This is a genomic window from Curtobacterium sp. 320 (assembly GCF_031455235.1).
Taxonomy (GTDB): domain Bacteria; phylum Actinomycetota; class Actinomycetes; order Actinomycetales; family Microbacteriaceae; genus Curtobacterium.
The window spans coordinates 1-23,498 of sequence record NZ_JAVDSI010000026.1 but is presented as its reverse complement, the minus strand read 5'-3'; the positions used below and the strand labels follow the sequence as shown (position 1 = coordinate 23,498).

Below are 23,498 nucleotides of genomic sequence, written 5' to 3'. Positions count from 1 at the left end.
TCTTTGTGTTGGGGGGGGTTCAACCCCCACAAAACCCCCCCCCGCCCCCCCCCCCGGGGGGGGGGTGCCCGCCCCCCCCCCCCCCGGGGGGGGGGGGGGGGCCCCCGGGCCCCCCCCGCCTCCCGTCCGTCTGTGGATGCGTCTACCGCGCGTTGGCCGCGCCGTCTCGCTGGACCACCTCGGTCAGCCACGCGAGGATGCGGGCGTCGAACCAGTCGGCGTCGTGGTTCCAGAGCTTGGTGTGCCGGGCGGTCGTCTGCACCTCGAGCCGCACGATGTCGGGCCGGGCCTCGGCGAGGGCGTGCGACGCGGACGACGGGACGAACCCGTCGTCGTCGCTGTGCATGAGCAGGATCGGCACGTGCAGTTCGTCGGCCCGCGCGACCATGTCGAGCTGCCGCAGGTCGACCGGCTGCCGCAGGCCCGTGAGCCGGTGCAGGACCGGGGTGCGGAGGAGGCGCTGCGCGACCTTCCGGACGGGCCGCGGCAGGCGGAGCAGCTGGCTCTGCGACTTGAGCACCGCGTGCCAGTCGACCACGGGCGACTCGAGCACGACACCGTCCACGAGGTCCGCGAACGCCGACCGGACCAGGGTCTGCAGCACGACCGCGCCGCCCATCGACCAGCCCATCAGGACGACGCTCGACGCGCCCTGCCCGGCGAGCCAGCGGAGGACCGCGTCGATGTCCTCCCACTCGGTGCTGCCGAGGCCGTAACGGCCGTCGACGCTCCGCGGGGCGACGCCGTCGTTGCGCCAGCTCGCCAGCACCACGGAGTACCCCGCCGCCCGGAAGACCGGCACCGCGCGGATCGTCTCGGCGCGGGTCACCCCACGACCGTGCACGAGGACGGCCCATGGCGCGTCCGGGTCGTCGGCGCGGACCACCCAGGCGGGTGCGGGGCCGTTCGGGGTGGGGACGTCGATGTCCTCGACCGGGACGTCGAGCTCCCCCGGGGTCAGGTAGAACCAGCCGCCCCACCGACCCCGGCGGGCCGCGGTGGGGTCGCCGGCGTCGATGGCGATGATGCGGCGGGTGACGGTCGTGTCGGTGGTGCCGAGGACCTCGCCGACGCGCATGTGCCCGGTCCCGCCGCCGAACCAGAGGCTGTAGCGGCCCTGCAGTTCGGTGTCCGCGGTGCGCTCGAGCGTCACCGTCCGCCGCACGGGGTCGACGGCGTGGATCGGGACGCGTTCGGTGCGCTTGCGGTCGGGGGTGACCACCGCTCGGGCCACCGCCGCGACGAACCCGCCGATCACCGCGGTGGTGACGGCGGCCGCTGCGATGCCCGCTCCCAGTGCGACGAACCCGGCCGATCGTGCGGTCTCCTGGACGACGTCCTCGGCGGGTCGCGCGGATCGGGACATGGTCCGGAGCCTAGTCTGCATTCGTGTCCGAAACCCGAGAGCCCGACGCCTTCGCGCGGCTCCGTGCGTTCGTGGCGTCCGGCGGCGCGCGCGCCGAGACGACCGTCACCGAGATCCCCTCGCCGTCGCGCATCGCCCCGTTCTCGATCGCCCTGGCGGCGGACGTCTCGGGGGCGGCGCACGGCATCGACTCCGACCTCGGCACCGGTCGGTTCATCGCCTTGCACGACCCGGACGAACCCGAGGGCTGGGGCGGGTCGTTCCGCATCGTGACCTTCGCCCAGGCACCGCTCGAACCCGAGATCGGTGTCGACGAGTTCGTCGCCGACGTGACGTGGAGCTGGCTGGTCGACGCCCTCGCGGCGCACGGTGCGACCTACGACCACGCCTCGGGCACGGCGACCAAGATCATCTCCCGCGGCTACGGCGACCTCGCGGCGCAGGGCGACGGGGCGCAGCTCGAACTGCGCGCCTCGTGGACCCCGCGCGGGGACGACCTCACCGCACACGTCGAGGCGTGGGAGGAGATCGTGGCGATGCTCGCCGGTCTCCCGCCCGCGTCGGACGGCGTGACCCTGTTGGCCCCGAGGAGGCTCGCACGTGACTGACCCCGCATCTCCGGCCGGTGCGTCGCCCGCTGTCCCGTCGGCGTCGCCGGCTGTTCCGCCGTCGGCTGCTCCGTCCGCGGCGTCGCCGGCGTTCGAGGCGTCGCACGACGCGGTCCACGTGATCGCTTCGCGCGAGGAGTACCTCGACGCCGTCGCCGCCATCGCGGCGGGCCACGGCCCGGTCGCCGTCGACGCCGAGCGCGCGAGCGGCTACCGGTACTCGCAGCGGGCGTACCTCATCCAGGTGTTCCGTCGCGGTGCCGGGGCGTTCCTCTTCGACCCGATCCCGATCGGCGACTTCTCCGAGCTCCAGGACGCGATCGTCGACGGGGAGTGGCTCTTCCACGCCGCGTCGCAGGACCTCCCCTGCCTGCAGGAGGTCGGCCTCGTCCCGACCCGCATCTTCGACACCGAGCTCGGTGCCCGCATCGCAGGCTTCCCCCGGGTCGGCCTCGGTGCCGTCGTGGAACAGCTGCTCGGGATCACGCTCGCGAAGGCCCACTCCGCCGCGGACTGGTCGACCCGGCCGCTCCCGCAGTCGTGGTTGGTCTACGCGGCGCTCGACGTCGAGCTGCTCCCCGACCTCCGTGACGCGCTCGCGGCGAAGCTCGACGAGGCGGGCAAGTCCCGCATCGCCGAAGAGGAGTTCGCCGCCGTCCTGACACGGGCGCCGAAGCCGCCGAAGGCCGAGCCGTGGCGCCGCCTGTCCGGTATGCACGCCCTCCGTGGCTCCAGGGCACTCGCGATCGCCCGGTCGCTCTGGACGGCACGCGACGCCTACGCCCGCGAAGCCGACATCGCGCCGGGTCGTACCATCCCGGACTCGGCGATCGTCGCGGCCGCGGCGGCGAACCCGGCCTCGAAGGGCGAGCTGAGCGGGGTGAAGGCCTTCACGGGTCGTGCCAGCCGGTCCGAGCTCGACCGCTGGTGGGCCGCCGTCGAGGAGGGTCGCACGACCGAGGACCTCCCCCGCCTCCGATCCGCCGGCGAGCCCGCCCTGCCGCCGCCCCGAGCCTGGGCCGACCGCAACCCGGCAGCCGACCGCCGGTACAAGGCCGCACGGGCCGCCGTGGTGCAGCGCGCGGAGGAGCTCGACCTGCCCGTCGAGAACCTGCTCACGCCGGACACCCTCCGCACCGTCTCGTGGGAGCCGCCGACGCCGATCGCCACCGAGACCGTCGGTGCCGTACTCGCCGCGCACGACGCCCGCCCCTGGCAGGTCGAGGAGACGGCGTCGATCATCGCGCACGCCTTTGTCGCTGCTGCACAGGAGCCTGCTGCCGAGAGCAACACCGAGTCGTAGGAACGCCCCAACGGGCATGCGTCCGCACAGGCTCGGGGCATAGCGTCGCTGGTGCACGCCGGGTCGGACCCGGCCGGGCGGGGCGGGACGCGCCCAGCCTGATCAACGAGGATCTGGAGGCCCAGATTGCCAAAGGCAGCAGACGTCGTCTTCGTCGACGGAGTTCGGACACCGTTCGGACGAGCCGGGGAGAAGGGGGTGTTCTGGAAGACCCGCGCGGATGACCTCGCGGTGCACGCGATGCGCGGACTCCTCGACCGGAACGCCTCGTTGGACGGGGCCGCGGTGGACGACGTCGCCGTGGCGGCCACCACGCAGCAGGGCGACCAGGGGCTCACGCTCGGCCGGACGGTCGGCATGCTCGCCGGACTCCCGAAGACCGTCCCCGGGTACGCGATCGACCGCATGTGCGCCGGTGCCATGACGAGCGTGACCACCCTCGCTGGCGCCATCGCGTTCGGCGCGGCCGACGTCGCCATCGCCGGCGGTGTCGAGCACATGGGGCGCCACCCGATGGGCTTCAACTCCGACCCGAACCCGCGCTTCATCGCCGAGCGCATGGTCAACGGCGACGCGCTCGTGATGGGCAAGACCGCCGAGCGCCTGCACGACCGCTTCCCCGCGATCACCAAGGACCGCACGGACGCCTACGCCGTCCAGTCCCAGCAGCGCTACGCCGCCGCGTGGGCCGCGGGCAAGCTCCAGCCGGACCTGGTGCCGGTCGAGGTCAACACCGGCGAGGGCTGGGACATCGTCTCCAGTGACGAGCCGCCCCGCCCCGGCACCACGCTCGAGGCCCTGGCAGCCCTGAAGACGCCGTTCCGCTCGCACGGACGCATCACCGCCGGCAACGCGGCAGGCCTGAACGACGGTGCCACCATGAGCCTCATCGCTTCGGCCGACGCGGCGAAGCAGCACGGGCTGCCGACGAAGATGCGCATGGTCTCGTTCGCGTTCGCGGGCGTCGACCCCGAGGTGATGGGCATCGGGCCGGTGCCCGCGACCGACAAGGCCCTGGCGAAGGCCGGGCTGACGATCGACGACATCGGGCTGTTCGAGATCAACGAGGCGTTCGCCGTCCAGGTGCTCGCCTTCCTCGACAACTACGGCATCGCCCAGGACTCGACGAACGTGAACGCCTGGGGCGGCGCGATCGCCGTCGGGCACCCGCTCGCCTCGAGCGGCGTCCGCCTGATGACCCAGCTCGCGGCCCAGTTCGCGGAGCGCCCGGACGTCCGGTACGGCATCACGACGATGTGCATCGGGCTCGGCCAGGGCGGCACCGTCATCTGGGAGAACCCGAACTTCAGCAAGTCCGCGGCACGGAAGGCGGCGTGACCATGACCATCGTCGACAACGACCAGCTCCTCGCCCTCAGCGAGGACGAGGTGGTCACGCACTCGTACCTGAAGCACGTCGCGCTGCCGTCCGGTGGCACGCTCGCGCTCATCACGCTCGACAACGGCAAGGACTACAAGCGGCCGTCGACCCTCGGGCCGCGCACGCTGCACGAGCTCTCCGGGGTCCTCGACACCCTGCGGACCGAAGCGTCCGCCGGGACGATCCAGGCCGTTGCGATCACCGGCAAGGAGTACTGCTTCGCCGCCGGTGCCGACCTCTCCCAGGCCGCCTCGGTGCCGTCGCGGGACGTCGCCCACGACCTGGCCGCCCTCGGGCACGCGACGCTCCGGAAGCTCTCCGACCTCGGCGTCCCCTCCTTCGCGCTCATCAACGGGATCGCGCTCGGCGGTGGCCTCGAGATCGGGCTGCACTGCACGTACCGGGCGTTCTCGTCGGCCGCGCAGGGCATCGGGCTCCCCGAGGTCTTCCTCGGCATCATCCCCGGGTGGGGCGGCGCGACGCTGCTCCCCCGCCTGATCGGCCCCGAGAAGGCGCTCCGCGTCATCGTCGAGAACCCGCTCAAGAACAACCGCCTGATGGACGGGCCGGCCGCGGTCGAGCTCGGCATCGGCGACGCGCTCATCCCCTCGGTCACCTTCCTGCCGTCCGCGGTGGCGTGGATCGACGGCGTCGTGTCGGGTCGCACCAAGGTCGTGCGGAAGAACGAGCCCGGCATGATCGAGAAGGCCGCGTGGGGCACCGTCGTCAAGGTCGCCCGCAGCCAGGTCGCGTCGAAGATCGGCACGGTCCCGAAGTCGCCGTTCCGGGCGCTCGACCTCGTCGCCGCGGCGAAGTCCGGGTCGCTCGACGAGCGGTTCGCCGACGAGGACGACGCCCTGGCCGACCTCATCTCGGGCGACCAGTTCGCTGCGTCGATGTACGCGTTCGACCTCGTGCAGAAGCGCGCGAAGAAGCCGGTGGGCGCCCCCGCGGACGTCTCGCCGCGCCCCGTCACGAAGGTCGGCGTCCTGGGCGCCGGCCTGATGGCGTCCCAGTTCGCGCTCCTCTTCGCCCGACGACTCGGCGTCCCGGTCGTCATCACCGACGTCGACCAGTCGCGCGTCGACGCCGGCGTGGAGCGGATCCGCGGCGAGGTCGACAAGCTCCTCGACAAGGGCCGCGTCTCCCCCGACGACGCGAACCGCATCAAGGCACTCGTGTCCGGGTCGGTGTCCTACGACGCGTTCGCGGACGCCGACTGGGTCATCGAGGCCGTCTTCGAGGAGATGAGCGTCAAGCAGGAGGTCTTCCGGAAGATCGAACAGGTGATCGCTCCGGACGCGATCCTCGCCACGAACACCTCGTCGCTGTCGGTGTCCGAGATGGGCTCCGTGCTGTCCGATCCGTCGCGACTCGTCGGGTTCCACTTCTTCAACCCCGTCGCCGTGATGCCGCTGCTCGAGGTCGTGCGCACCGCCTCGACCTCCGACGAGACCCTCGCCACGGCCCTCGCCGTCGCGAAGACGCTCAAGAAGACCGCGATCATCACGGCCGACCAGCCGGGCTTCGTCGTGAACCGGGTGCTCGCCCGGGTCCTCGGCGAGGCGATGCGCGGCGTCGAGGAGGGCACGTCGTTCGACGTCGTCGCCCAGGGCGCTGCGCCGCTCGGCCTGCCGATGTCGCCGTTCGAGCTGCTCGAGCTCGTCGGGCTGCCGGTCGGCGCGCATGTGCTCGACTCGCACCACGCCGCCTGGCCGGAGCGCTTCTACCCGGGGGACGGCCTGAAGAAGATCGCCGAGTTCGGACACATCCTGACCCGCGACAAGAAGGGCACCGCGACCGGGTACGACCCCGCTGCCGTGAAGCTCGTCGCACCGTCGAAGAAGGACGCGAAGCCGGTCGACGCTGCCGAGATGCAGCGCCGCTTCGAGGACGCCCTCGCCGACGAGCTACACCGCATGCTCGAGGACGAGGTCGTCCAGCACGTCGAGGAGATCGACCTCGGCCTCATCCTCGGCGCGGGCTACCCGTTCCAGGCCGGTGGCATCAGCCCGTACCTCGACCGTTCCGGTGCGTCCGAGCGGGTCTTCGGCGGGGCGTTCCACGAGCCGCTGATCGTCGGGCCGGCCTCGCGCTGACCCCGGCGTCGAACCACGAAACCGACGTCGAACCAGGCCGTGTGCCCGGTTCGACGTCGGTTTCGTGGTTCCACCCGGCGTACGGTCGAACCATGGCACAGGAGTGGTGGGCACCGAGGACGACCGGGCACCCCAGCGTCGTCGTGCCCGTGCCGCTCGACGCGGTCCCGGAGCTGCTCGACCGCGCCGTGCACGCCGTCCCGGGAGCAGCGGCGATGGAGATCCGTCCGGACGGAGCCGTCATCGGCCGCCGGACCTCGTTCGCCCTCCGCGCCGACAACATCGTCATGACGTTTTCACGCGAGGGGCCGACGTCCTCGCGCGTGGAGATCATCCGCGAGGGCCGTGACGGCCTGTCGTACGGCCAGGTCCTCTGGGTGACGCCGATGGCCCGCGCGATCCTGCGCGAGCTCGTGCCCGCGGCCGCCGAGCCGCCCGCGCAGCGCTGACCCCGCCCCGCCGCCGGGCTTCGGATCGAACCACGGATCCGACATCGAACTCGTCGATCCGCCCGGTTCGACGTCGCATTCGTGGTTCGACCCGCCGCGCCGCCGGGCCGGGCCGCGCCGCGCCGGGCCGCGCCGGGCCGGGCCGGGCCACGCCGGGCCACGACCGGCGCGCCGCGCCCGCGCCGCTCAGCGGTCGGCGGACTCCCGGGAGCGCGACGCCGCCCGCGCTGGCTTCGCCTGCGGCAGCTTCGTCCCGACGACCTGGTCGATGACGTCCCGAGCGATCGCCTGCGCGGTCAGCCCCACGTCCTCGAGGATCTGGGACCGCGACGCGTGGTCGATGAACGCGTCCGGCAGCCCGAGCTCGTTGACCCCGGTGTCGACACCCGCAGCGCGCAGGTCCTGCCGCAGCCGCGTCCCGACGCCACCGACCCGCACGCCGTCCTCGAGCGTGATCACGAGCCGGTGGTCACGCGACAGATCGATGAGCGAGGCCGGGATCGGCACCACCCACCGCGGGTCGACCACCGTCACGCCGATGCCCTGGGACTCGAGCAGCGCCGCCGCGTCGAGTGCCACCGGCACCATCGAGCCCACGGCGACGAACAGGACGTCGGGCTCCTGGTCGGACGACGGCGACCGCAGCACGTCCACCCCGTCCGGGAGTCGACGCTCCGCGACGATGTCCGGCCCGACCTGTCCCTTCGACCAGCGCAGCACGGTGGGTGCGTCGTCGACGGCCACGGCCTCGCGGAACTCCTCGCGCAGGGTCGCGGCGTCACGGGGTGCGGCGATCCGGATCCCGGGCACGACCTGCAGCAACGCGAGGTCCCACATGCCGTGGTGCGACGGCCCGTCCGGTCCGGTGATGCCCGCGCGGTCGAGGACGAAGGTGACGCCGGCCTTGTGCAGGGCGACGTCCATGAGCACCTGGTCGAACGCCCGGTTCAGGAACGTCGCGTACAGGGCCACGACGGGGTGCAGGCCGCCGAACGCGAGTCCGGCTGCGGTCGTCACGGCGTGCTGCTCGGCGATCCCGACGTCGATCACGCGCGAGGGGTGCTGTTCCTGGAAGAGGTGCAGCCCGGTCGGGCGGAGCATCGCCGCGGTGATCGCCACGATCTTCTCGTCCGACGCGCCGACCTCCGCCAGCGTCGAGGCGAACACCGAGGTCCACGACGGCCCCGACGACACGTCGAGCGACTCGCCGGTCTCCGGGTCGATGTGCCCGACCGCGTGGAACTGGTCGGCCTGGTCGCGCAGCGCGGGCTCGAACCCGTGCCCCTTCTCGGTGATGGCGTGCACGATCGTCGGCGCGCCGTACGCCTTCGCCTGGCGGAGTGCGGCCTCCATCGCCCGCTGGTCGTGCCCGTTCACCGGCCCGATGTACTTGATGTCGAGGTTCGAGTAGAGCGCCTCGTTGTTCGTGAACCGCGAGAGGAACCCGTGCAGCCCGCCGCGCACCCCACGGTAGAGCGCCCGCCCGGGGGCACCGAACCGCGCCGCCGCGGCCTGGGACTTCTCGAACAGCGCCCGGTACTCGCGGCGCGTGCGCACCGAGCTGAGGAACCGCGCCATGCCGCCGATGGTCGGCGCGTACGAGCGCCCGTTGTCGTTGACGACGATGACGAGTCGACGGTCGTTTCCGTCGGAGATGTTGTTGAGGGCCTCCCACGTCATCCCGCCGGTGAGCGCGCCGTCGCCGACGACCGCGACGACGGTCCGGTCGGCCTGGCCGGTCTGCACGAAGGCGCGGGAGATGCCGTCCGCCCAGGACAGCGACGAGGACGCGTGCGAGGACTCCACGATGTCGTGCTCCGACTCGCTCCGCTGCGGGTACCCGGCGAGGCCGCCCCGCTCGCGCAGCCGCGAGAAGTCCTGCCGCCCGGTGACGAGCTTGTGCACGTACGACTGGTGCCCGGTGTCGAAGACGAACGGGTCGTGCGGCGAGTCGAACACCCGGTGCATCGCCAGCGTGAGCTCGACGACGCCGAGGTTCGGGCCGAGGTGGCCGCCGGTCTTCGCGACCTCGGCGACGAGGAAGCGTCGGATCTCGGCGGCGAGGTCCGTCATCTGCGCGTCGGAGAGACGCTTCAGGTCGCGCGGCGACGTGATGCTCGAGAGCAGACTCACGGGCGCTCCTTTCGTGGGGCTGTCGGCCCACTCTATGCGCGTGACCCGACAACGGACGGGAGGCGCGGTGCCAGCTGGCACCGCGCCTCCTGTCCGTCGGACGGGTGCGTCAGACGAGCGACCGCAGCACGTACTGCAGGATGCCGCCGTTGCGGTAGTAGTCCGCCTCACCCGGGGTGTCGATGCGGACGACCGCGTCGAACTCGATCGTCTCCTTGCCGGCGGGCGAGTGCTCGCTCGGCGCAGCCGTGACGTGCACCGTCTTGGGCGTACGGCCCTCGTTCAGCTCGGTCAGGCCGGAGATCGAGACGACCTCGGTGCCGTCGAGCCCGAGGGACTCGACCGACTCGCCGGCGGGGAACTGCAGCGGCACGACGCCCATGCCGATGAGGTTCGAGCGGTGGATGCGCTCGAAGCTCTCGGTGATGACCGCGCGGACGCCGAGCAGGTTCGTGCCCTTCGCCGCCCAGTCGCGGGACGAACCGGAGCCGTACTCCTTGCCACCGAAGATGACGAGCGGGATGCCCTGCTCCTGGTAGTGCTGCGAGGCGTCGTAGATGAACGACTGCGCACCGTCCGGCGTCGTGAAGTCGCGGGTGTAGCCGCCCTCCACGCCGTCGAGGAGCTGGTTGCGGAGGCGGATGTTCGCGAACGTGCCGCGGATCATGACCTCGTGGTTGCCGCGACGCGAGCCGTAGGAGTTGAAGTCCTTGCGGTCGACGCCGTGCTCGGCGAGGTACTTGCCCGCCGGGCTGTCGGCCTTGATCGACCCGGCCGGCGAGATGTGGTCGGTCGTGACCGAGTCGCCGAGCTTCGCGAGCACCCGGGCGCCGGAGATGTCCGACACCGCGTCGGGCTGCATGGTCATTCCCTCGAAGTACGGGGGCTTCCGCACGTAGGTCGACTCGGTGTCCCACTCGAACGTGTCGCCCGTCGGGGTCGGCAGGTTCTTCCAGCGGTCGTCGCCCTCGAACACGGAGCCGTACTCGTGGGTGAACATCTCGGTGTCGATCGACGCGTCGATGACCTGCTGGACCTCGACCGCGTCGGGCCAGATGTCCTGCAGGAAGACGTCCTTGCCGTCCTGGTCCTGCCCGAGGGCGTCCTTGTCGAAGTCGAAGTGCATCGACCCGGCGAGGGCGTACGCGATGACCAGCGGCGGGGAGGCCAGGTAGTTCATCTTCACGTCGGGGTTGATGCGCCCCTCGAAGTTGCGGTTGCCCGAGAGCACCGCGGTGACGGCGAGGTCGTTGTCCTGCACGGCCTGCGAGATCTCCTCCGGCAGCGGGCCCGAGTTGCCGATGCAGGTGGTGCAGCCGTAGCCGACCGTGTAGAAGCCGAGCTGCTCGAGGTAGGTCGTGAGACCGGCCTTCTCGTAGTAGTCCGTCACGACCTTCGACCCCGGCGCGAGCGTGGTCTTGACCCACGGCTTCGCGGTGAGGCCCTTCTTCGCGGCGTTCCGGGCGAGGATGCCGGCGGCCATCATGACCGACGGGTTCGACGTGTTCGTGCACGACGTGATCGCGGCGATCGCGACGGCACCGTGGTCGATCGTGAACGGGTCGGCCCCGTCCATCGCGACCTTCGTCGGCTGCGAGGCCGTCGACGGGGCGCTCGAGACGTAGACGTGCTCGTGCAGCGCGGTGTCCTCGTTCGTGGAACCGGCGGCGATCGGGTCGGAGGCCGGGAAGGTCTCCTCCACCGCGTCGTCGAGGTCGGTCTGCTCGCTCGGCGTCGTGTAGTTGCCGAGATCGACCTCGAACTGGGTCTTCGCCTTCGAGAGCTCGATGCGGTCCTGGGGGCGCTTCGGGCCGGAGATCGAGGGGACGACCGTCGAGAGGTCGAGCTCCATGTACTCGGAGTAGTTCGGCTCGACCGCCGCGTCGTGCCAGAGGCCCTGGGTCTTGGCGTAGGCCTCGACGAGGGCGATCTGGTCCTCGGAGCGGCCGGTGAGGCGGAGGTAGTCGAGCGTCACGTCGTCGACCGGGAACATCGCCGCCGTCGAGCCGAACTCCGGCGACATGTTGCCGATGGTGGCACGGTTCGCGAGCGGGACCTCGCCGACGCCCTCGCCGTAGAACTCGACGAACTTGCCGACGACCCCGTGCTTGCGGAGCTCCTGCGTGATGGTGAGCACCACGTCGGTCGCGGTCACGCCGGCCGGGATCGACCCGGACAGCTTGAAGCCGACGACCTTCGGGATGAGCATCGACACCGGCTGGCCGAGCATCGCCGCCTCGGCCTCGATGCCGCCGACGCCCCAGCCGAGCACGCCGAGCCCGTTCACCATCGTCGTGTGCGAGTCGGTGCCGACGAGGGTGTCCGGGTAGGCGTAGGTCTCGCCGTCGAAGTCGCGCGTGTAGGTGACCTTCGCCAGGTACTCGATGTTGACCTGGTGCACGATGCCGGTGCCGGGCGGGACGACCTTGAAGTCCTCGAACGCGGTCTGGCCCCAGCGGAGGAACTGGTAGCGCTCACCGTTCCGCTCGTACTCGAGGTCGGTGTTGCGCTGGAGTGCGTCCTCGCGACCGAAGAGGTCGGCGATGACGGAGTGGTCGATGACCATCTCGGCCGGCGACAGCGGGTTGATCTTGTTCGGGTCGCCGCCGATCTCCGCCATCGCCTCGCGCATGGTGGCGAGGTCGACGATGCACGGGACGCCGGTGAAGTCCTGCATGACCACGCGGGCCGGCGAGAACTGGATCTCGGTGTCCGGCTCGGCGTCGGGCTGCCACGACCCGAGGGCGCGGATCTGGTCCTCGGTGACGTTCTTGCCGTCCTCGGTGCGGAGGAGGTTCTCGAGCAGCACCTTCAGGCTGTACGGGAGCTTCTCGTGCCCGGGCACCGTGTCGATCCGGTGGATCGCGTAGTCGACACCCCCAACCGACAGCGTGTCCTTCGAGCCGAAGCTGTTGACTGCAGCCACTGTGCCGCCTCCCTGGTTGATCGGTGTGCCCCCATCCAAGCGGGGCGCGAGGCGTCCCACCAGCAAGGCAAACCTAAACCCGCCAGCCCGGGAAGGGCCGCGGGGAATTATCTCGATGTCGAGACAACTCTACACCCGGGTGGCGTCGCCCTCGCGCTTGAACACCGTCCGGACGAGCAGCCAGGTCACCCAGAGCAGGGCGGCGTAGAGCGGGACGCCCGTGATGAGCTTGATGCCGGCGAGCAGTTCCACCTGGGCGGTCAGGTAGAGCGGCACCTCGATGAGGAGCCGGATCGCGAAGAGTCCGACCCAGAGCCAGGTCGCCACGGTGAGCACGCGGCGCTTCGCCGGGTCGCGACGCCAGTCCTGCGGGGTGCCGTCCTCGTTCGGCGGGAGCAGGAACCCGACGACCAGGCCGATGAGCGGCTGCCGGATCGCCAGCGTCACGAGCAGCCCGACGAGCCACACGGCGTTGATGACGATCCCGGGGATGAAGTTGCTCTCGGCCCGCCCGGTGATGAGCGCGAGGCCGGCGGAGATCGCCACGCCGAGGATCCCCGCGAGACTCATCACGAGCGACTGGCGCTGCAGCAGGCGGAGCACCACGAACACGACGCCGATCGCGACCGGGATCAGGACGCTCGGGACGACCTCCTTCGTGATCGCGTAGACCACCAGGAACGCGAGCCCGGGCAGGACGGACTCGACCAGGCCGCGCACGCCGCCGATGGCCGCGACGAGGGCGTGCCCCGACGGCGCCTCGCCCGGAGCGACCTTGCCGAGCCCGGTGTTGGCGACGGCGGCACGCATCTGGTCGCTGAACGAGGGCAGCGCGTCGGGCGCGTCCGCGTCGGGACGGGTGGTGTCGTCGTGGTCCGGCACCGTGCCTCCTGGTTCGGGTCGCCGGTCAGATCGCCGACTGCGTCGACTTCGGCATGTGCAGCGGGATGAGGTCGCGCGGCGGCATCGGGGTGGTCCCGCGGACCACGACGACGCTGCGGAACAGGTCCTCGATCTCGGCCGCGTCGTCGGGCTGCTCGGCGGCCTTGCCGGCGATCACACCGCGCAGGAACCAGCGCGGGCCGTCGACGCCGATGAACCGCGCGGGGCGGGCCCCGTCGGTGACGCCCGTGCCGTCGGAGACGACCGGGACCTGGGCGCGGAGCTCGGGGCCGAACGGACCGTCGACCTCGGACACGATGCCGCCCTGGCGCTCGATCTGCTCGGCGATCTGGGCGCGGATCTCGTGCCAGAGCCCGGTGGAGCGGGGTGCGGCGAACGGCTGCACCTGCAGCGTGGACTCGTCGTAGTCGAGCCCGACCGCGACGACGCGCTGCGAGCCCTCCTCCACCTCGAGCCGCAGGTGGAGCCCCTCGCGCGGGAGGACCTTCACGCCGCCGAGGTCGACGTACGGACGGACCAGGTTCGCCTCGGTCTCGTCGTGCGGGCCGCTCTCGGCACGGTCCTCGGGCGCGGACTTGTCGGTCGGCGCGACGGCGTCCACCTCGTCGAGGTCGGCGTCGGCGTCGATCGCGATGTCGACCTCCGGCGTCGTCTCGGCCACCTCGACCTCGTCGGCGACGGCGTCCGCCACCTCGACCTCGTCACGCTTGCGTCGGCCGAACTTCATGCGCGCGTTCCTTCCTGAGCGTTGTCCGCGGCGCCGCTGACGGCACCGCTCCGGTCACCGTAGCCCGACGAGCCGAACCCGCCCTGGCCGCGGACGCTGTCGGGCAGCTCGTCGACGCGGGTGAACGACACGCGCGGGACCGGCATGACGATCATCTGGGCGATGCGGTCGCCGACGTGCACCTCGTGCGCGGCGGCCTGGTCGGTGTTGAGCAGCGCGACCTTGATCTCGCCGCGGTACCCGGCGTCGACGGTGCCGGGGGCGTTCACGATCGTGATGCCGTGCTTGGCGGCGAGACCGCTGCGCGGGACCACGAACGCGGCGTACCCGTCCGGCAGCGCGATCTTCAGGCCCGTGCCCACGAGCCGACGCTCGCCGGGCTGCAGGACGAACGCCTCGGTCGAGACGAGGTCCGCACCGGCGTCACCGGGGTGGGCGTATCCGGGAGCGTTCTCCCCGGTCCAGAGCACGTCGACTGGTTCGGTCACGTGTCGAGGGTAGTGCAGACCGTGACCGTTCCGTGACCTGCCCGGAGTCGTGGTCGAATGGTGTCGTGACCCTGTACCGCGAACGACTGTGGGCTCCGCCCGTCCTCTACCTGGCGACGGCGCTCGTCATCCCCGCCAGCCTCCTCGTGTTCCTGCCCATCAGCGTGCTCGCCGGCGTCCTCGTGGCGGTCGGCATGTACCTCGGCGTGCTCGTGCTGCTCTGGGCGCTGGCTCCGACCATCGAGGTCACCGAGACCGAGTTCCGCGCCGGTCGGGCGCACCTCCCGCGGACGCTCGTGGGCGAGGTCGAGGGCTACGAGGGCGCCGAGGCCACCACGCAGCGCGGGCCGAAGCTCGACGCCCGCGCCTGGACGCTCTTCCGCGGCTACGTGCGCGGGGTCGTCAAGGTCGAGGTGCAGGACCCCGCGGACCCGACGCCCTACTGGCTGGTCAGCGTCCGCAACCCGTCGGCCGTCGTCGCCGCCCTGCGGTCCTGAGTCCCCACCTGCGATCCAGGAGGCGCGGTGCGGGCCCGACCCGCGCCTCCTGTCCGGCACGGCGCACGTCCGAACGCCCAGCGCACGCAGAACGGCCCGTCACCTCGCGGTGACGGGCCGTTCTGGTTTCGTGCGTTCCCTAGAGCGCCGCGCACTCCGCGCAGACCGGGCCGAGCTTCGACTCGTGGTCGAGCTGCGAGCGGTGCTTCACGAGGAAGCACTCGACGCAGGTGAACTCGTCGACCTGGGGCGGGAGCACGACGACGTCGAGGTCGACGTCGCTGAGGTCCTGTCCGGCGAGCTCGAAGCTGCCGGGGTTGTCGGAATCATCGTCGACGACCCCCGACATCTTGTCGGGAACGCGCTCCTTGAGGGCCTCGATCGACTCCGAGTCGGAGTTGTCGTCGGTCTTCCGGGGGGCGTCGTAATCGGTGGCCATGCCCATCCATTTCTCGTATCGAGAGGTCGTCGCCGGTGATCGGCGGCGACAGTTTGCACCACGTCTCGCCAGAGCGCAAACCGAAGTCTCCGGCGGGTCGTTCTGGCGCTGCAACCCGTGTACCCGCCCGTCCATTCCCGCTGTCCGGAAACGCTCGCACGGGAGTCCACGGCACGCCCGTGCGCCTCCGCGGGATCGGGTCCGGACGGCTGCATACTCACGGGGTACGAGGCACGACCGTACGCGACGCTCGGAAGGCGGAACCATGCAAGACGTGAGAGTCATCGGGGTGGAGTCCGGGGCACTCCTGCTCGCGACCGACGGCGGGACCGAGTTCCGACTGCCCGTCACCTCGTCGCTGCCCGGTCAGGTCCGGCAGGCGAACCCCGAGTCCGGTCCGCACAAGCGCGTGTCCCCCAAGGACGTGCAGGCGCGGATCCGTGGCGGGGCCGACGCCGCCGAGGTCGCCCTGGCGCTCGACGTCGATGTCGAGTACGTGCGGCGATTCGAGGGCCCCGTCCTCGCCGAGCGTGCCTTCATCCTCGACGCCGCGCACCGCGTGCCGGTCACCCCGGTCGACGACGAGTCGCCCGACACCTTCGGCGAGGCGATCACCGCCAAGCTCGAGGCGGGCGAGGCCAGCGGGATCGCCTGGGCGTCGTGGAAGCACGTCGAGAGCGGCTGGCAGGTCCGCGTGCACTACACCGCCGCCGAGGTCGAGCACGACGCCCAGTGGCGCTTCGACCCGAAGACGTCGACGCTGACGCCCGACAACGGCGACGCGCACCGGCTCTCGCACACCGAGGACGAGGGCATCGCGCCGCGCCTCCGTGCGGTCGAGAACGACCACCAGGACACCGACGGGACGCGGTTCGACTCCGGCGCGTTCCGGGTCGACGAGCCCGACGAGGACGTCACGAACCCCGAGGTGCAGGAGCGTCCGCTCCGCGCGCCGCTCCCCCGCATCGGAGCCGCCGTCGAGGAACGCGCCCCCGGCAACGAGACCGCCGACCTGCTCGAGGCGCTCCGCCGCCGTCGTGGCGAGCGCGAGGCCGCGGCCTTCGGCGAACAGCCGCAGGACGACGGACGACGGACCTCGATCAGCGTCGTCGACATCCCGCTGCAGGGGTTCGAGGACTCGTCGGACACCGCGCCGCAGCCGGACGCCCGACCCACCTCCGCCCCCGAGGCCGAGGCCGGGCGGCAAGAGCGCAAGAAGCGGAACCGACGGTCGATGCCGAGCTGGGACGAGATCGTCTTCGGGACCCGGCCGGACGACGACCCGGCCTGATCCCCGGGCGCCGTCGGGCTCGTGCTACTGCGCGAACGCCCCGGCGAGGCGCAGCGGCACCATGGTCTCCTCGTCGGTCATCGCACCGTGCTGGCCGATCATGCGCTTCGGTGACTCGCCGTCGCGCAGCGCCCGGTCGTCGTTGAACGCCCAGGATCCCCGTGCCACGAGCACGACATCCCCGATGCGCGGGACGACCTCGTCCGAGACAGCGCCGAACCAGCCGGCGGCGATCGCCTCGTCACGGCTCGCGACGTACGCCTTCTTGCCGTAGCGCGCCCGGAACTGCCCGACGAGGGAGCGGACGTCGGTGCCCGGTGCGACCGTGAACTGCCGGCAGCGCGGGTCGCCGGCGACCCCGATGACGTCGGTCAGCAGGAGCGGGTCGAGCGCGATGTTCGCGTGGTCGGGGACGTCGAGCACGCCGTGGTCGGCCGTCACGACGATCCCGACGTCGGCGGCGGCACGACCGTCGAGCCGAGCGAGTTCGCCGTCGAGGAGTTCGAGTGCCGCGGTCCACCGGTCGGACTGCCAGCCGTGCTTGTGCCCGATCGAGTCGAGCTCCGGGACGTAGAGGTACACGAGCGAGCGACCCGTCGCGGTCTCGGCGAGGGCGGCATCGACGCGCTGCGGGATCGAGTCGGCCGGGACGTAGCGCGCCCCGCCGAGGACGTTGGCGGTCATCCCCGAGGAGCGGTACCGGGCGGGTCCGACCACCACGGGGTCGACACCGAGCGCTGGCGCCTCGGTGAACAGCGTGCGGGCGAGGAACCAGTCTTTCGGGACCTCGTCGTCCCAGCCGCTCAGCAGGTTCATCACCCGGCCGGTGTCGGGGTTCCAGCCGCTGTACCCGACCACGCCGTGGGTGCCGGGCGACCGACCGGTCGTCAGCGTGCTCAGCGCGGCCGCCGTCGTCGTCGGGAAGCCGCTGCGCAGTCGCTTCTTGCCCGCGGCGAGCCAGCGGGCGTGCCCGGCGCGCGCTGCCAGCGCGCCGGCACCGAGGCCGTCGACCAGCACGACGATCGCGGAACGGGCGGGGCGGAGGGTGATCCGCGCCTCCAGTCCGGTGGAACGCAACCAGGCGTCGTCCGCAGCGCCGAGCGCGACGAGGCAACTCGGGAAGACGTCGGCGAGGTTCGCGGTGGCGTCGGGGGCCGTCGGTACGCTTGTTCCCATCTCCCCCAGTCTCGCAGAAGGGTGCCATGGCACGCACGGAAGCAGTCGGCCTGCCCGACGGTGAACGCATCGAGGACGTCGACGTCTCCGAGGAGATGCAGGGCTCCTTCCTCGAGTACGCGTACTCCGTCATCTACTCACGGGCACTCCCCGACGCACGCGACGGCCTGAAGCCCGTGCAGCGGCGCATCCTCTACCAGATGGCCGAGATGGGGCTCCGACCCGACCGCGGCCACGTGAAGAGCGCCCGCGTCACCGGCGAGGTGATGGGCAAGCTGCACCCGCACGGCGACGGCGCGATCTACGACGCCCTCGTGCGCATGGCGCAGCCGTTCACGATGCGCGTGCCGCTCGTCGACGGACACGGCAACTTCGGCTCGCTCGACGACGGTCCCGCGGCCGCCCGCTACACCGAAGCCCGCCTCGCCGAACCGTCGATGGCCATGACCGAGGGCCTGGGCGAGGACGTCGTCGACTTCGTCCCGAACTACGACAACCAGATCATGCAGCCGGGCGTGCTGCCCGCGGCGTTCCCGAACCTGCTCGTCAACGGCGCGTCGGGCATCGCGGTCGGCATGGCGACGAACATGGCGCCGCACAACCTCGGCGAGGTGGTCGAGGCGGCGAAGCACCTGCTCATGAACCCGCAGGCGACGCTCGACGAACTGATGGAGTTCGTGCCGGGCCCCGACCTGCCGTCCGGCGGCACCATCGTCGGGCTCTCCGGCGTGCGCGACGCCTACGCCAGCGGTCGCGGCTCGTTCCGGACGCGCGCGAAGGTGAGCGTCGAGAACCTCACCCCGCGCAAGGTCGGCCTCGTGGTCACCGAGCTGCCGTACCTGGTCGGCCCGGAGCGCGTGATCGAGAAGATCAAGGACGGCGTCCAGTCGAAGAAGCTCGTCGGCATCTCCGACGTGAACGACCTGACCGACCGCAACCACGGGCTCCGGCTCGTCATCGGCATCAAGAGCGGATTCAACCCGACCGCCGTGCTCGAGCAGCTGTACAAGCACACCCCGCTCGAGGACGGCTTCGGCATCAACAACGTCGCGCTGGTCGGCGGATCGCCCAAGACCCTCGGGCTGCGCGAGCTGCTCGACGTCTACGTGCAGCACCGGCTCTCGGTCGTCACACGTCGGTCGCAGTACCGCCTCGCACGCAAGAAGGAGCGACTGCACCTGGTCGAGGGGCTGCTCATCGCGATCCTCGACATCGACGAGGTCATCGAGGTCATCCGCTCCTCGGACGACTCCGAGGCGGCGCGCTCCCGCCTGCAGACGGTGTTCGACCTGTCCGAGGTGCAGGCCGAGTACATCCTCGAACTGCGGCTCCGGCGCCTGACGAAGTTCTCACGCCTCGAGCTCGAGGGCGAGCGCGACCAGCTGCTCGCCGACATCGCCGCGCTCGAGGAACTGCTCGCGTCCGACGAGCGGCTCCGTGCCCAGGTCGCGCTCGAGCTCACCGAGGTGTCCGACCGGTTCGCGACCCCGCGCCGGACCCTGCTCACCGAGGCCGACGCCCCCGTCAAGGGTGGCCGCAAGGCCGCGGTCGACCCGGAGTCCCTGCAGATCGCCGACTCGCCGTGCCGTGTGCTGCTCTCGACCACCGGGCGGCTCATCCGGGTCGACATCCCGACGTCCGAGCTCGGCATCGTCCGGGTGCCGAAGCGGTCCAAGCACGACGCCGTCCGCTCGTCGATCGTCAGTTCGGTCCGCGGGCAGGTCGGGGCGCTCACCTCGACCGGGCGCGTGATCCGGCTCTCCCCCGTCGACGTCCCCGCCGTTCCGCCAGCCGCGGTCCGGCTCGACGCCGGCGTCCGGGTGACGGACTTCCTCGGCATCGCCCGCGGCGAGACCGTGGTCGCCCTCGTCGACCTCTCCGGCGCCTCGTCGGACTCGCTCGCCATCGGCACCGTGCAGGGCGTCGTGAAGCGCGTCGTGCCCGGAGCCTGGCCGGACAAGCCCGAGTTCCCCGCGATCGGGCTGAAGCCCGGCGACGCGGTCGTCGGTGCCGCCCAGGCGCCCGAGTCGGACGACCTCGTGTTCATCACCTCGAACGCGCAGCTGCTGCGGTTCCCCGCGTCCGGCGTCCGTGCGCAGGGCCTCCCCGCCGGTGGGGTCGCCGGCGTGGCCCTCGCCGCGGGTGCCTCGGCGATCTGGTTCGGATCCGTCGCCCGCTCCGACGACGCCGTGGTCGCGACCGTCTCGGCGTCGTCCTCGGCCCTGCCGGGCACCGACACCGGGCGCGCGAAGGTCTCGGCCCTGTCGGAGTTCCCGGCGAAGGGTCGTGCGACCCAGGGTGTCCGGGCGCACGCGTTCCTCAAGGGCGAGGACGGCCTGACGGTGGCGTGGGCGGGCATCGCTCCCCCGCACGCGGTCGGGGCGGACGGCGCTGCCCGGACGCTGCCGGACTGGCTGTCGAAGCGCGACGGGTCGGGGGCGCCGCTCGACGCCGTGATCGACTCGATCGGTGGGAGTGCGGCGGCGCTCGACGGCACCGCCGGCGAGGCGTAGGCGCGCGGCGCGCTGGCGGCGACTTTTCGCGCCAGGCGACAGTTCACGGGGCCGTCGCCCCGTGAAGTGTCGCCCAGCGCGTGAGCACGCGCACGCGGCGGATGCCGAGACTCGGCCCCGCGGACAGTCCTCGCGCCGCCGCGGCGCGAAACCGTCCGCCCAGCCGAGACTCGCCCTCGGCGCGGCCCGGTCACCCGGCTTTTCGCGTCAGGCGACAGTTCACGGGCCCCTCGCCGCCTGAACGCGGACGGGAGGCGCGGGACGGCCCCGCACCGCGCCTCCCGTCCGCCCATGGGGACGACCACCGCCCCGACCACCGGACCGCGCTGCGGACTCACGCGGCTGGCGACACGTCACGGCGCCAGCGCCGCGTGACGTGTCGCCCAGCGCGTGAGGACGCGCCGCACGGCGGCGCCGAGACTCGGCCCCGCGGACAGAACTCGCGCAGCCGCGGCGCGAAACTGTCCGCTGAGGCGAGACTCGGCGGCGCCGCGCGCGGCGCCAGCGCGCAGCGCGCAGCGCCGCCTACGCGTCGATACGGTCGCGGTCGAGGCCCTCGCCCGCGAGGATGAACTCCTTGCGCGGCGCCACGTCGTTGCCCATGAGCAGCTCGAAGACCTTCGCAGCACCCTCGGCATCGGTGATGTTCACCCGGCGCAGCGTCCGGTGCGTGCGGTCCATCGTGGTCTCTGCCAACTGGTCGGCGTCCATCTCACCGAGGCCCTTGTACCGCTGGATCGGCTCCTGGTACTTCTTGCCCTGCTTCTCGAGCTTCTTCAGCACGGCCTGCAGCTCGGCCTCGGAGTACGTGTACAGCGTGTCGTTCGCCTTGCCGCGGTTGACTACGACGACCCGGTGCAGCGGCGGCACGGCAGCGAACACCCGACCCTGCTCGATCATCGGCCGCATGTACCGGAAGAACAGCGTGAGCAGGAGTGTCCGGATGTGAGCGCCGTCGACGTCGGCGTCGGACATGATGATGACCTTGCCGTAGCGGGCCTGGTCGATCTCGAACGTCCGACCGGAGCCGGCGCCGATGACCTGGATGATCGAGGCGCACTCGGCGTTCGAGAGCATGTCCGAGACGGACGCCTTCTGCACGTTGAGGATCTTGCCGCGGATCGGCAGCAGCGCCTGGTACTCGCTGTTGCGCGCGAGCTTGGCGGTGCCGAGCGCGGAGTCGCCCTCGACGATGAAGAGCTCGGTGCCCTCGGCGTCCTGCTTGCGGCAGTCGGCGAGCTTCGTCGGCAGCGAGGAGTTCTCGAGCGCGTTCTTCCGGCGCTGGGTCTCCTTGTGTGCCCGGGCCGAGATGCGCGTCTTCATCTCGGCGACGACCTTCTCGAGCAGGGTCGCCGCCTGGGCCTTCTCGGTGCGCTGGGTCGACGTGAGGATCTCGGTGAGGCGCTTCGACACGACCTGGTCGACGATCTTGCGGACCGCCGGGGTGCCGAGGACCTCCTTGGTCTGGCCCTCGAACTGCGGCTCGGGCAGGCGGACGGTGAGCACCGCGGTCATGCCGGCGAGCACGTCGTCCTTCTCGAGCTTGTCCTGCCCGACCTTGAGCTTGCGGGCGTTCGCCTCGACCTGGGCGCGCACGGCCTTGACCACGCCGGACTCGAAGCCGGCCTGGTGCGTGCCGCCCTTCGGCGTCGCGATGATGTTGACGAAGCTGCGGAACACCGTCTCGTAGCCACTGCCCCATCGCAGCGCGAGGTCGACCTCGCATTCACGCGACACGGAGGTCGACACCATGTGGCCCTTGTCGTCGAGCATCGGCACGGTCTCGGTGAAGGTGCCGGTGCCCTGGATGCGCCAGACGTCGGTGACGGCGGAGTCGAGGGCGAGGTGCTCGACGAACTCACCGATCCCGCCCTCGTACCGGAAGCGCTCGACGACGGGACCGGGCTCGACAGGAGTGCCCGTGGCCTCCGCCCGCGCGGCCGCTGCCTCGATCGAGGCGGGCCGCGCATCCGTGATGGTGATGCCGAGCCCGGGCACGAGGAAGGCCGTCTGGCGCGCTCGGCTGATGAGGTCGCTGGTGCTGAACTTCGCGTCGGAGGTGAAGATCTGCCGGTCCGCCCAGTACCGCACGCGGGACCCGGTCACGCCCTTCTTCACCTTGCCGGCGACACGCAACTCGCTGCCGGAGGTGAAGGGGGTGAACGGCGCGTCCGGCCCGTCGCCGGCGAACGTGCCCGGCTCGCCGCGGTGGAACGACATCGCGTAGGTCTTGCCGCCCCGGTCGACCTCGACGTCGAGGCGCTCCGACAGCGCGTTCACGACCGAGGCACCGACACCGTGCAGCCCACCGGACGCGGCGTACGACCCGGAGCCGAACTTGCCACCGGCGTGGAGCTTGGTGAACACCACCTCGACCCCGGTCAGACCGGTCTTCGGCTCGACGTCGACGGGGATGCCACGAGCGGTGTCGCGGACCTCGACCGAACCGTCGGGGTGCAGCAGCACGCCGATCTCGTCACCGTGCCCAGCGAGGGCTTCGTCGACGGAGTTGTCGATGATCTCCCACAGGCAGTGCATGAGCCCGCGGGAGTCCGTCGACCCGATGTACATGCCCGGACGCTTGCGGACCGCCTCGAGCCCTTCGAGGACGGAGAGATGGCGTGCGGAGTAGTCGGAGCTCACCTTCCGATGCTAGCGATCCGCACCGACACCACCGCGCGGACACTCGGACTGGGGACAGCCGATCCGCGCTGAGCGAAACGGGCGATCACAATGCGCCACTCTCAGGCATCACGTGTTGAAATAGGTGGACCAAGCCGCACCACCTGCGATCCGTGAGGAGCACAGCAATGACCCAGACCGTGCAGGACCTCTCCATCGACGAAGTCAGCAGCCACCAGCTCACCGCTGCCGACCGTTGCGACAGCTGCGGCGCGCAGGCGTACATCCGGGCCACCATGGCCAGCGGTGAGCTGTACTTCTGTGCGCACCACGGCGCCGAGTTCAAGGACAAGCTCGCGGCGACCGCCATCGAGTGGCACGACGAGAGCAGCCGACTCTACGAGTCGAAGTAGCGCCCACAGACGCGAGCGCTGAACGGACAGGAGGCGCGGGGGCCGCGGGGCCCCCCCCCCCCCGCCGGGGGGGGGGGGGGGGGGCCACCCAGAAGCGCGGGCGCGGGCCGGTTAGGTGGCGGGGTGGCGGGGCAAATTGAGCAGGGGCGGGGGGAGGGCGGGGCG

Annotated in this window: 18 protein-coding genes; 9 read left to right on the top strand and 9 right to left on the bottom strand. The window is 71.5% G+C overall.

Translation table 11 applies throughout. The features are described from left to right. Positions 1-142 precede the first annotated feature (142 nt). Positions 143-1,366: an alpha/beta fold hydrolase gene (locus tag J2X60_RS18755; protein WP_071295258.1), complete on the bottom strand. Its 1,224-nt coding sequence runs from the start codon at positions 1,364-1,366 to the stop codon at positions 143-145. A gap of 23 nt (positions 1,367-1,389) precedes the next feature. Here J2X60_RS18755 and J2X60_RS18750 point away from each other — a divergent pair, with 23 nt between their 5' ends. The 5 genes from J2X60_RS18750 to J2X60_RS18730 all read left to right on the top strand — a co-directional run bounded on the left by J2X60_RS18750 (position 1,390) and on the right by J2X60_RS18730 (position 7,205). Then, on the top strand, positions 1,390-1,974 hold the full coding sequence (locus tag J2X60_RS18750; protein WP_070418813.1) for a DUF3000 domain-containing protein: 585 nt from the start codon (positions 1,390-1,392) through the stop codon (positions 1,972-1,974). Then, a complete protein-coding gene (locus J2X60_RS18745; protein ID WP_396127818.1) occupies positions 1,967-3,277 on the top strand; it encodes an HRDC domain-containing protein in 1,311 nt (436 codons plus the stop codon). Before J2X60_RS18750 ends, J2X60_RS18745 begins: the two co-directional genes overlap by 8 nt. 126 nt (positions 3,278-3,403) lie before the next feature. Continuing rightward, positions 3,404-4,615, top strand: coding sequence for a thiolase family protein (locus J2X60_RS18740; RefSeq protein ID WP_309779452.1), 1,212 nt, complete (start codon positions 3,404-3,406; stop codon positions 4,613-4,615). Between the two features lie 2 nt (positions 4,616-4,617). Continuing rightward, positions 4,618-6,756, top strand: a complete 2,139-nt coding sequence (locus J2X60_RS18735) for a 3-hydroxyacyl-CoA dehydrogenase NAD-binding domain-containing protein (protein WP_071302917.1) — start codon at positions 4,618-4,620, stop codon at positions 6,754-6,756. Positions 6,757-6,848: 92 nt separating this feature from the next. Further along, positions 6,849-7,205: a hypothetical protein gene (locus J2X60_RS18730; RefSeq protein WP_309889664.1), complete on the top strand. Its 357-nt coding sequence runs from the start codon at positions 6,849-6,851 to the stop codon at positions 7,203-7,205. A gap of 186 nt (positions 7,206-7,391) precedes the next feature. Here J2X60_RS18730 and dxs read toward each other — a convergent pair whose 3' ends face one another. The 5 genes from dxs to dut form a co-directional block, all read right to left on the bottom strand. Further along, on the bottom strand, positions 7,392-9,338 hold the full coding sequence (dxs, locus tag J2X60_RS18725) for a 1-deoxy-D-xylulose-5-phosphate synthase (protein WP_309889662.1): 1,947 nt from the start codon (positions 9,336-9,338) through the stop codon (positions 7,392-7,394). 109 nt (positions 9,339-9,447) lie between these two features. Further along, complete coding sequence (gene acnA, locus J2X60_RS18720; RefSeq protein WP_071302914.1) at positions 9,448-12,264, bottom strand: aconitate hydratase AcnA; 2,817 nt, start codon at positions 12,262-12,264, stop codon at positions 9,448-9,450. A 129-nt stretch (positions 12,265-12,393) separates the two neighbouring features. Next, complete coding sequence (locus tag J2X60_RS18715) at positions 12,394-13,146, bottom strand: DUF3159 domain-containing protein (RefSeq protein WP_261647204.1); 753 nt, start codon at positions 13,144-13,146, stop codon at positions 12,394-12,396. A gap of 25 nt (positions 13,147-13,171) precedes the next feature. Continuing rightward, entirely contained in the window at positions 13,172-13,894 is a 723-nt protein-coding gene (locus J2X60_RS18710) for a DUF3710 domain-containing protein (protein WP_229086592.1), read from the bottom strand. After that, on the bottom strand, positions 13,891-14,382 hold the full coding sequence (gene dut / locus J2X60_RS18705) for a dUTP diphosphatase (protein ID WP_070418805.1): 492 nt from the start codon (positions 14,380-14,382) through the stop codon (positions 13,891-13,893). Before dut ends, J2X60_RS18710 begins: the two co-directional genes overlap by 4 nt. 65 nt (positions 14,383-14,447) lie before the next feature. Here dut and J2X60_RS18700 point away from each other — a divergent pair, with 65 nt between their 5' ends. After that, entirely contained in the window at positions 14,448-14,879 is a 432-nt protein-coding gene (locus J2X60_RS18700) for a DUF3093 domain-containing protein (RefSeq protein ID WP_070418804.1), read from the top strand. Positions 14,880-15,018: 139 nt separating this feature from the next. Here the strand turns inward: J2X60_RS18700 and J2X60_RS18695 are convergent, their stop codons facing one another. Beyond that, entirely contained in the window at positions 15,019-15,318 is a 300-nt protein-coding gene (locus J2X60_RS18695) for a DUF4193 domain-containing protein (RefSeq protein ID WP_031263038.1), read from the bottom strand. A gap of 265 nt (positions 15,319-15,583) precedes the next feature. On the opposite strand from J2X60_RS18695, the gene sepH reads away from it, so the two are divergent. Further along, positions 15,584-16,609 (top strand): septation protein SepH, encoded by a 1,026-nt coding sequence (gene sepH / locus J2X60_RS18690; protein WP_309889658.1) that lies wholly within the window; start codon positions 15,584-15,586, stop codon positions 16,607-16,609. Positions 16,610-16,633: 24 nt separating this feature from the next. Here sepH and J2X60_RS18685 read toward each other — a convergent pair whose 3' ends face one another. After that, the gene (locus J2X60_RS18685) at positions 16,634-17,785 is read right to left on the bottom strand and encodes an alkaline phosphatase family protein (protein WP_309889656.1); all 1,152 of its coding nucleotides are present in this window, start codon (positions 17,783-17,785) and stop codon (positions 16,634-16,636) included. A gap of 26 nt (positions 17,786-17,811) precedes the next feature. On the opposite strand from J2X60_RS18685, the gene J2X60_RS18680 reads away from it, so the two are divergent. Continuing rightward, positions 17,812-20,298: a DNA topoisomerase IV subunit A gene (locus J2X60_RS18680; RefSeq protein WP_309889654.1), complete on the top strand. Its 2,487-nt coding sequence runs from the start codon at positions 17,812-17,814 to the stop codon at positions 20,296-20,298. Between the two features lie 525 nt (positions 20,299-20,823). On the opposite strand, the gene J2X60_RS18675 is transcribed toward J2X60_RS18680, so the two are convergent. After that, a complete protein-coding gene (locus J2X60_RS18675) occupies positions 20,824-22,941 on the bottom strand; it encodes a DNA topoisomerase IV subunit B (RefSeq protein WP_309889652.1) in 2,118 nt (705 codons plus the stop codon). Between the two features lie 167 nt (positions 22,942-23,108). Here J2X60_RS18675 and J2X60_RS18670 point away from each other — a divergent pair, with 167 nt between their 5' ends. Then, positions 23,109-23,333 (top strand): hypothetical protein, encoded by a 225-nt coding sequence (locus J2X60_RS18670; protein WP_070418799.1) that lies wholly within the window; start codon positions 23,109-23,111, stop codon positions 23,331-23,333. Positions 23,334-23,498 lie beyond the last annotated feature (165 nt).

Coding starts and splice junctions, on each gene's coding strand:
- J2X60_RS18755 (WP_071295258.1), bottom strand. CDS start 1,366: ATGTCCCGATCCGCGCGACCCGCCGAGGACGTCGTCCAGGAGACCGCA.
- J2X60_RS18735 (WP_071302917.1), top strand. CDS start 4,618: ATGACCATCGTCGACAACGACCAGCTCCTCGCCCTCAGCGAGGACGAG.
- J2X60_RS18730 (WP_309889664.1), top strand. CDS start 6,849: ATGGCACAGGAGTGGTGGGCACCGAGGACGACCGGGCACCCCAGCGTC.
- J2X60_RS18710 (WP_229086592.1), bottom strand. CDS start 13,894: ATGAAGTTCGGCCGACGCAAGCGTGACGAGGTCGAGGTGGCGGACGCC.
- J2X60_RS18695 (WP_031263038.1), bottom strand. CDS start 15,318: ATGGCCACCGATTACGACGCCCCCCGGAAGACCGACGACAACTCCGAC.
- sepH (WP_309889658.1), top strand. CDS start 15,584: ATGCAAGACGTGAGAGTCATCGGGGTGGAGTCCGGGGCACTCCTGCTC.
- J2X60_RS18685 (WP_309889656.1), bottom strand. CDS start 17,785: ATGGGAACAAGCGTACCGACGGCCCCCGACGCCACCGCGAACCTCGCC.
- J2X60_RS18680 (WP_309889654.1), top strand. CDS start 17,812: ATGGCACGCACGGAAGCAGTCGGCCTGCCCGACGGTGAACGCATCGAG.
- J2X60_RS18670 (WP_070418799.1), top strand. CDS start 23,109: ATGACCCAGACCGTGCAGGACCTCTCCATCGACGAAGTCAGCAGCCAC.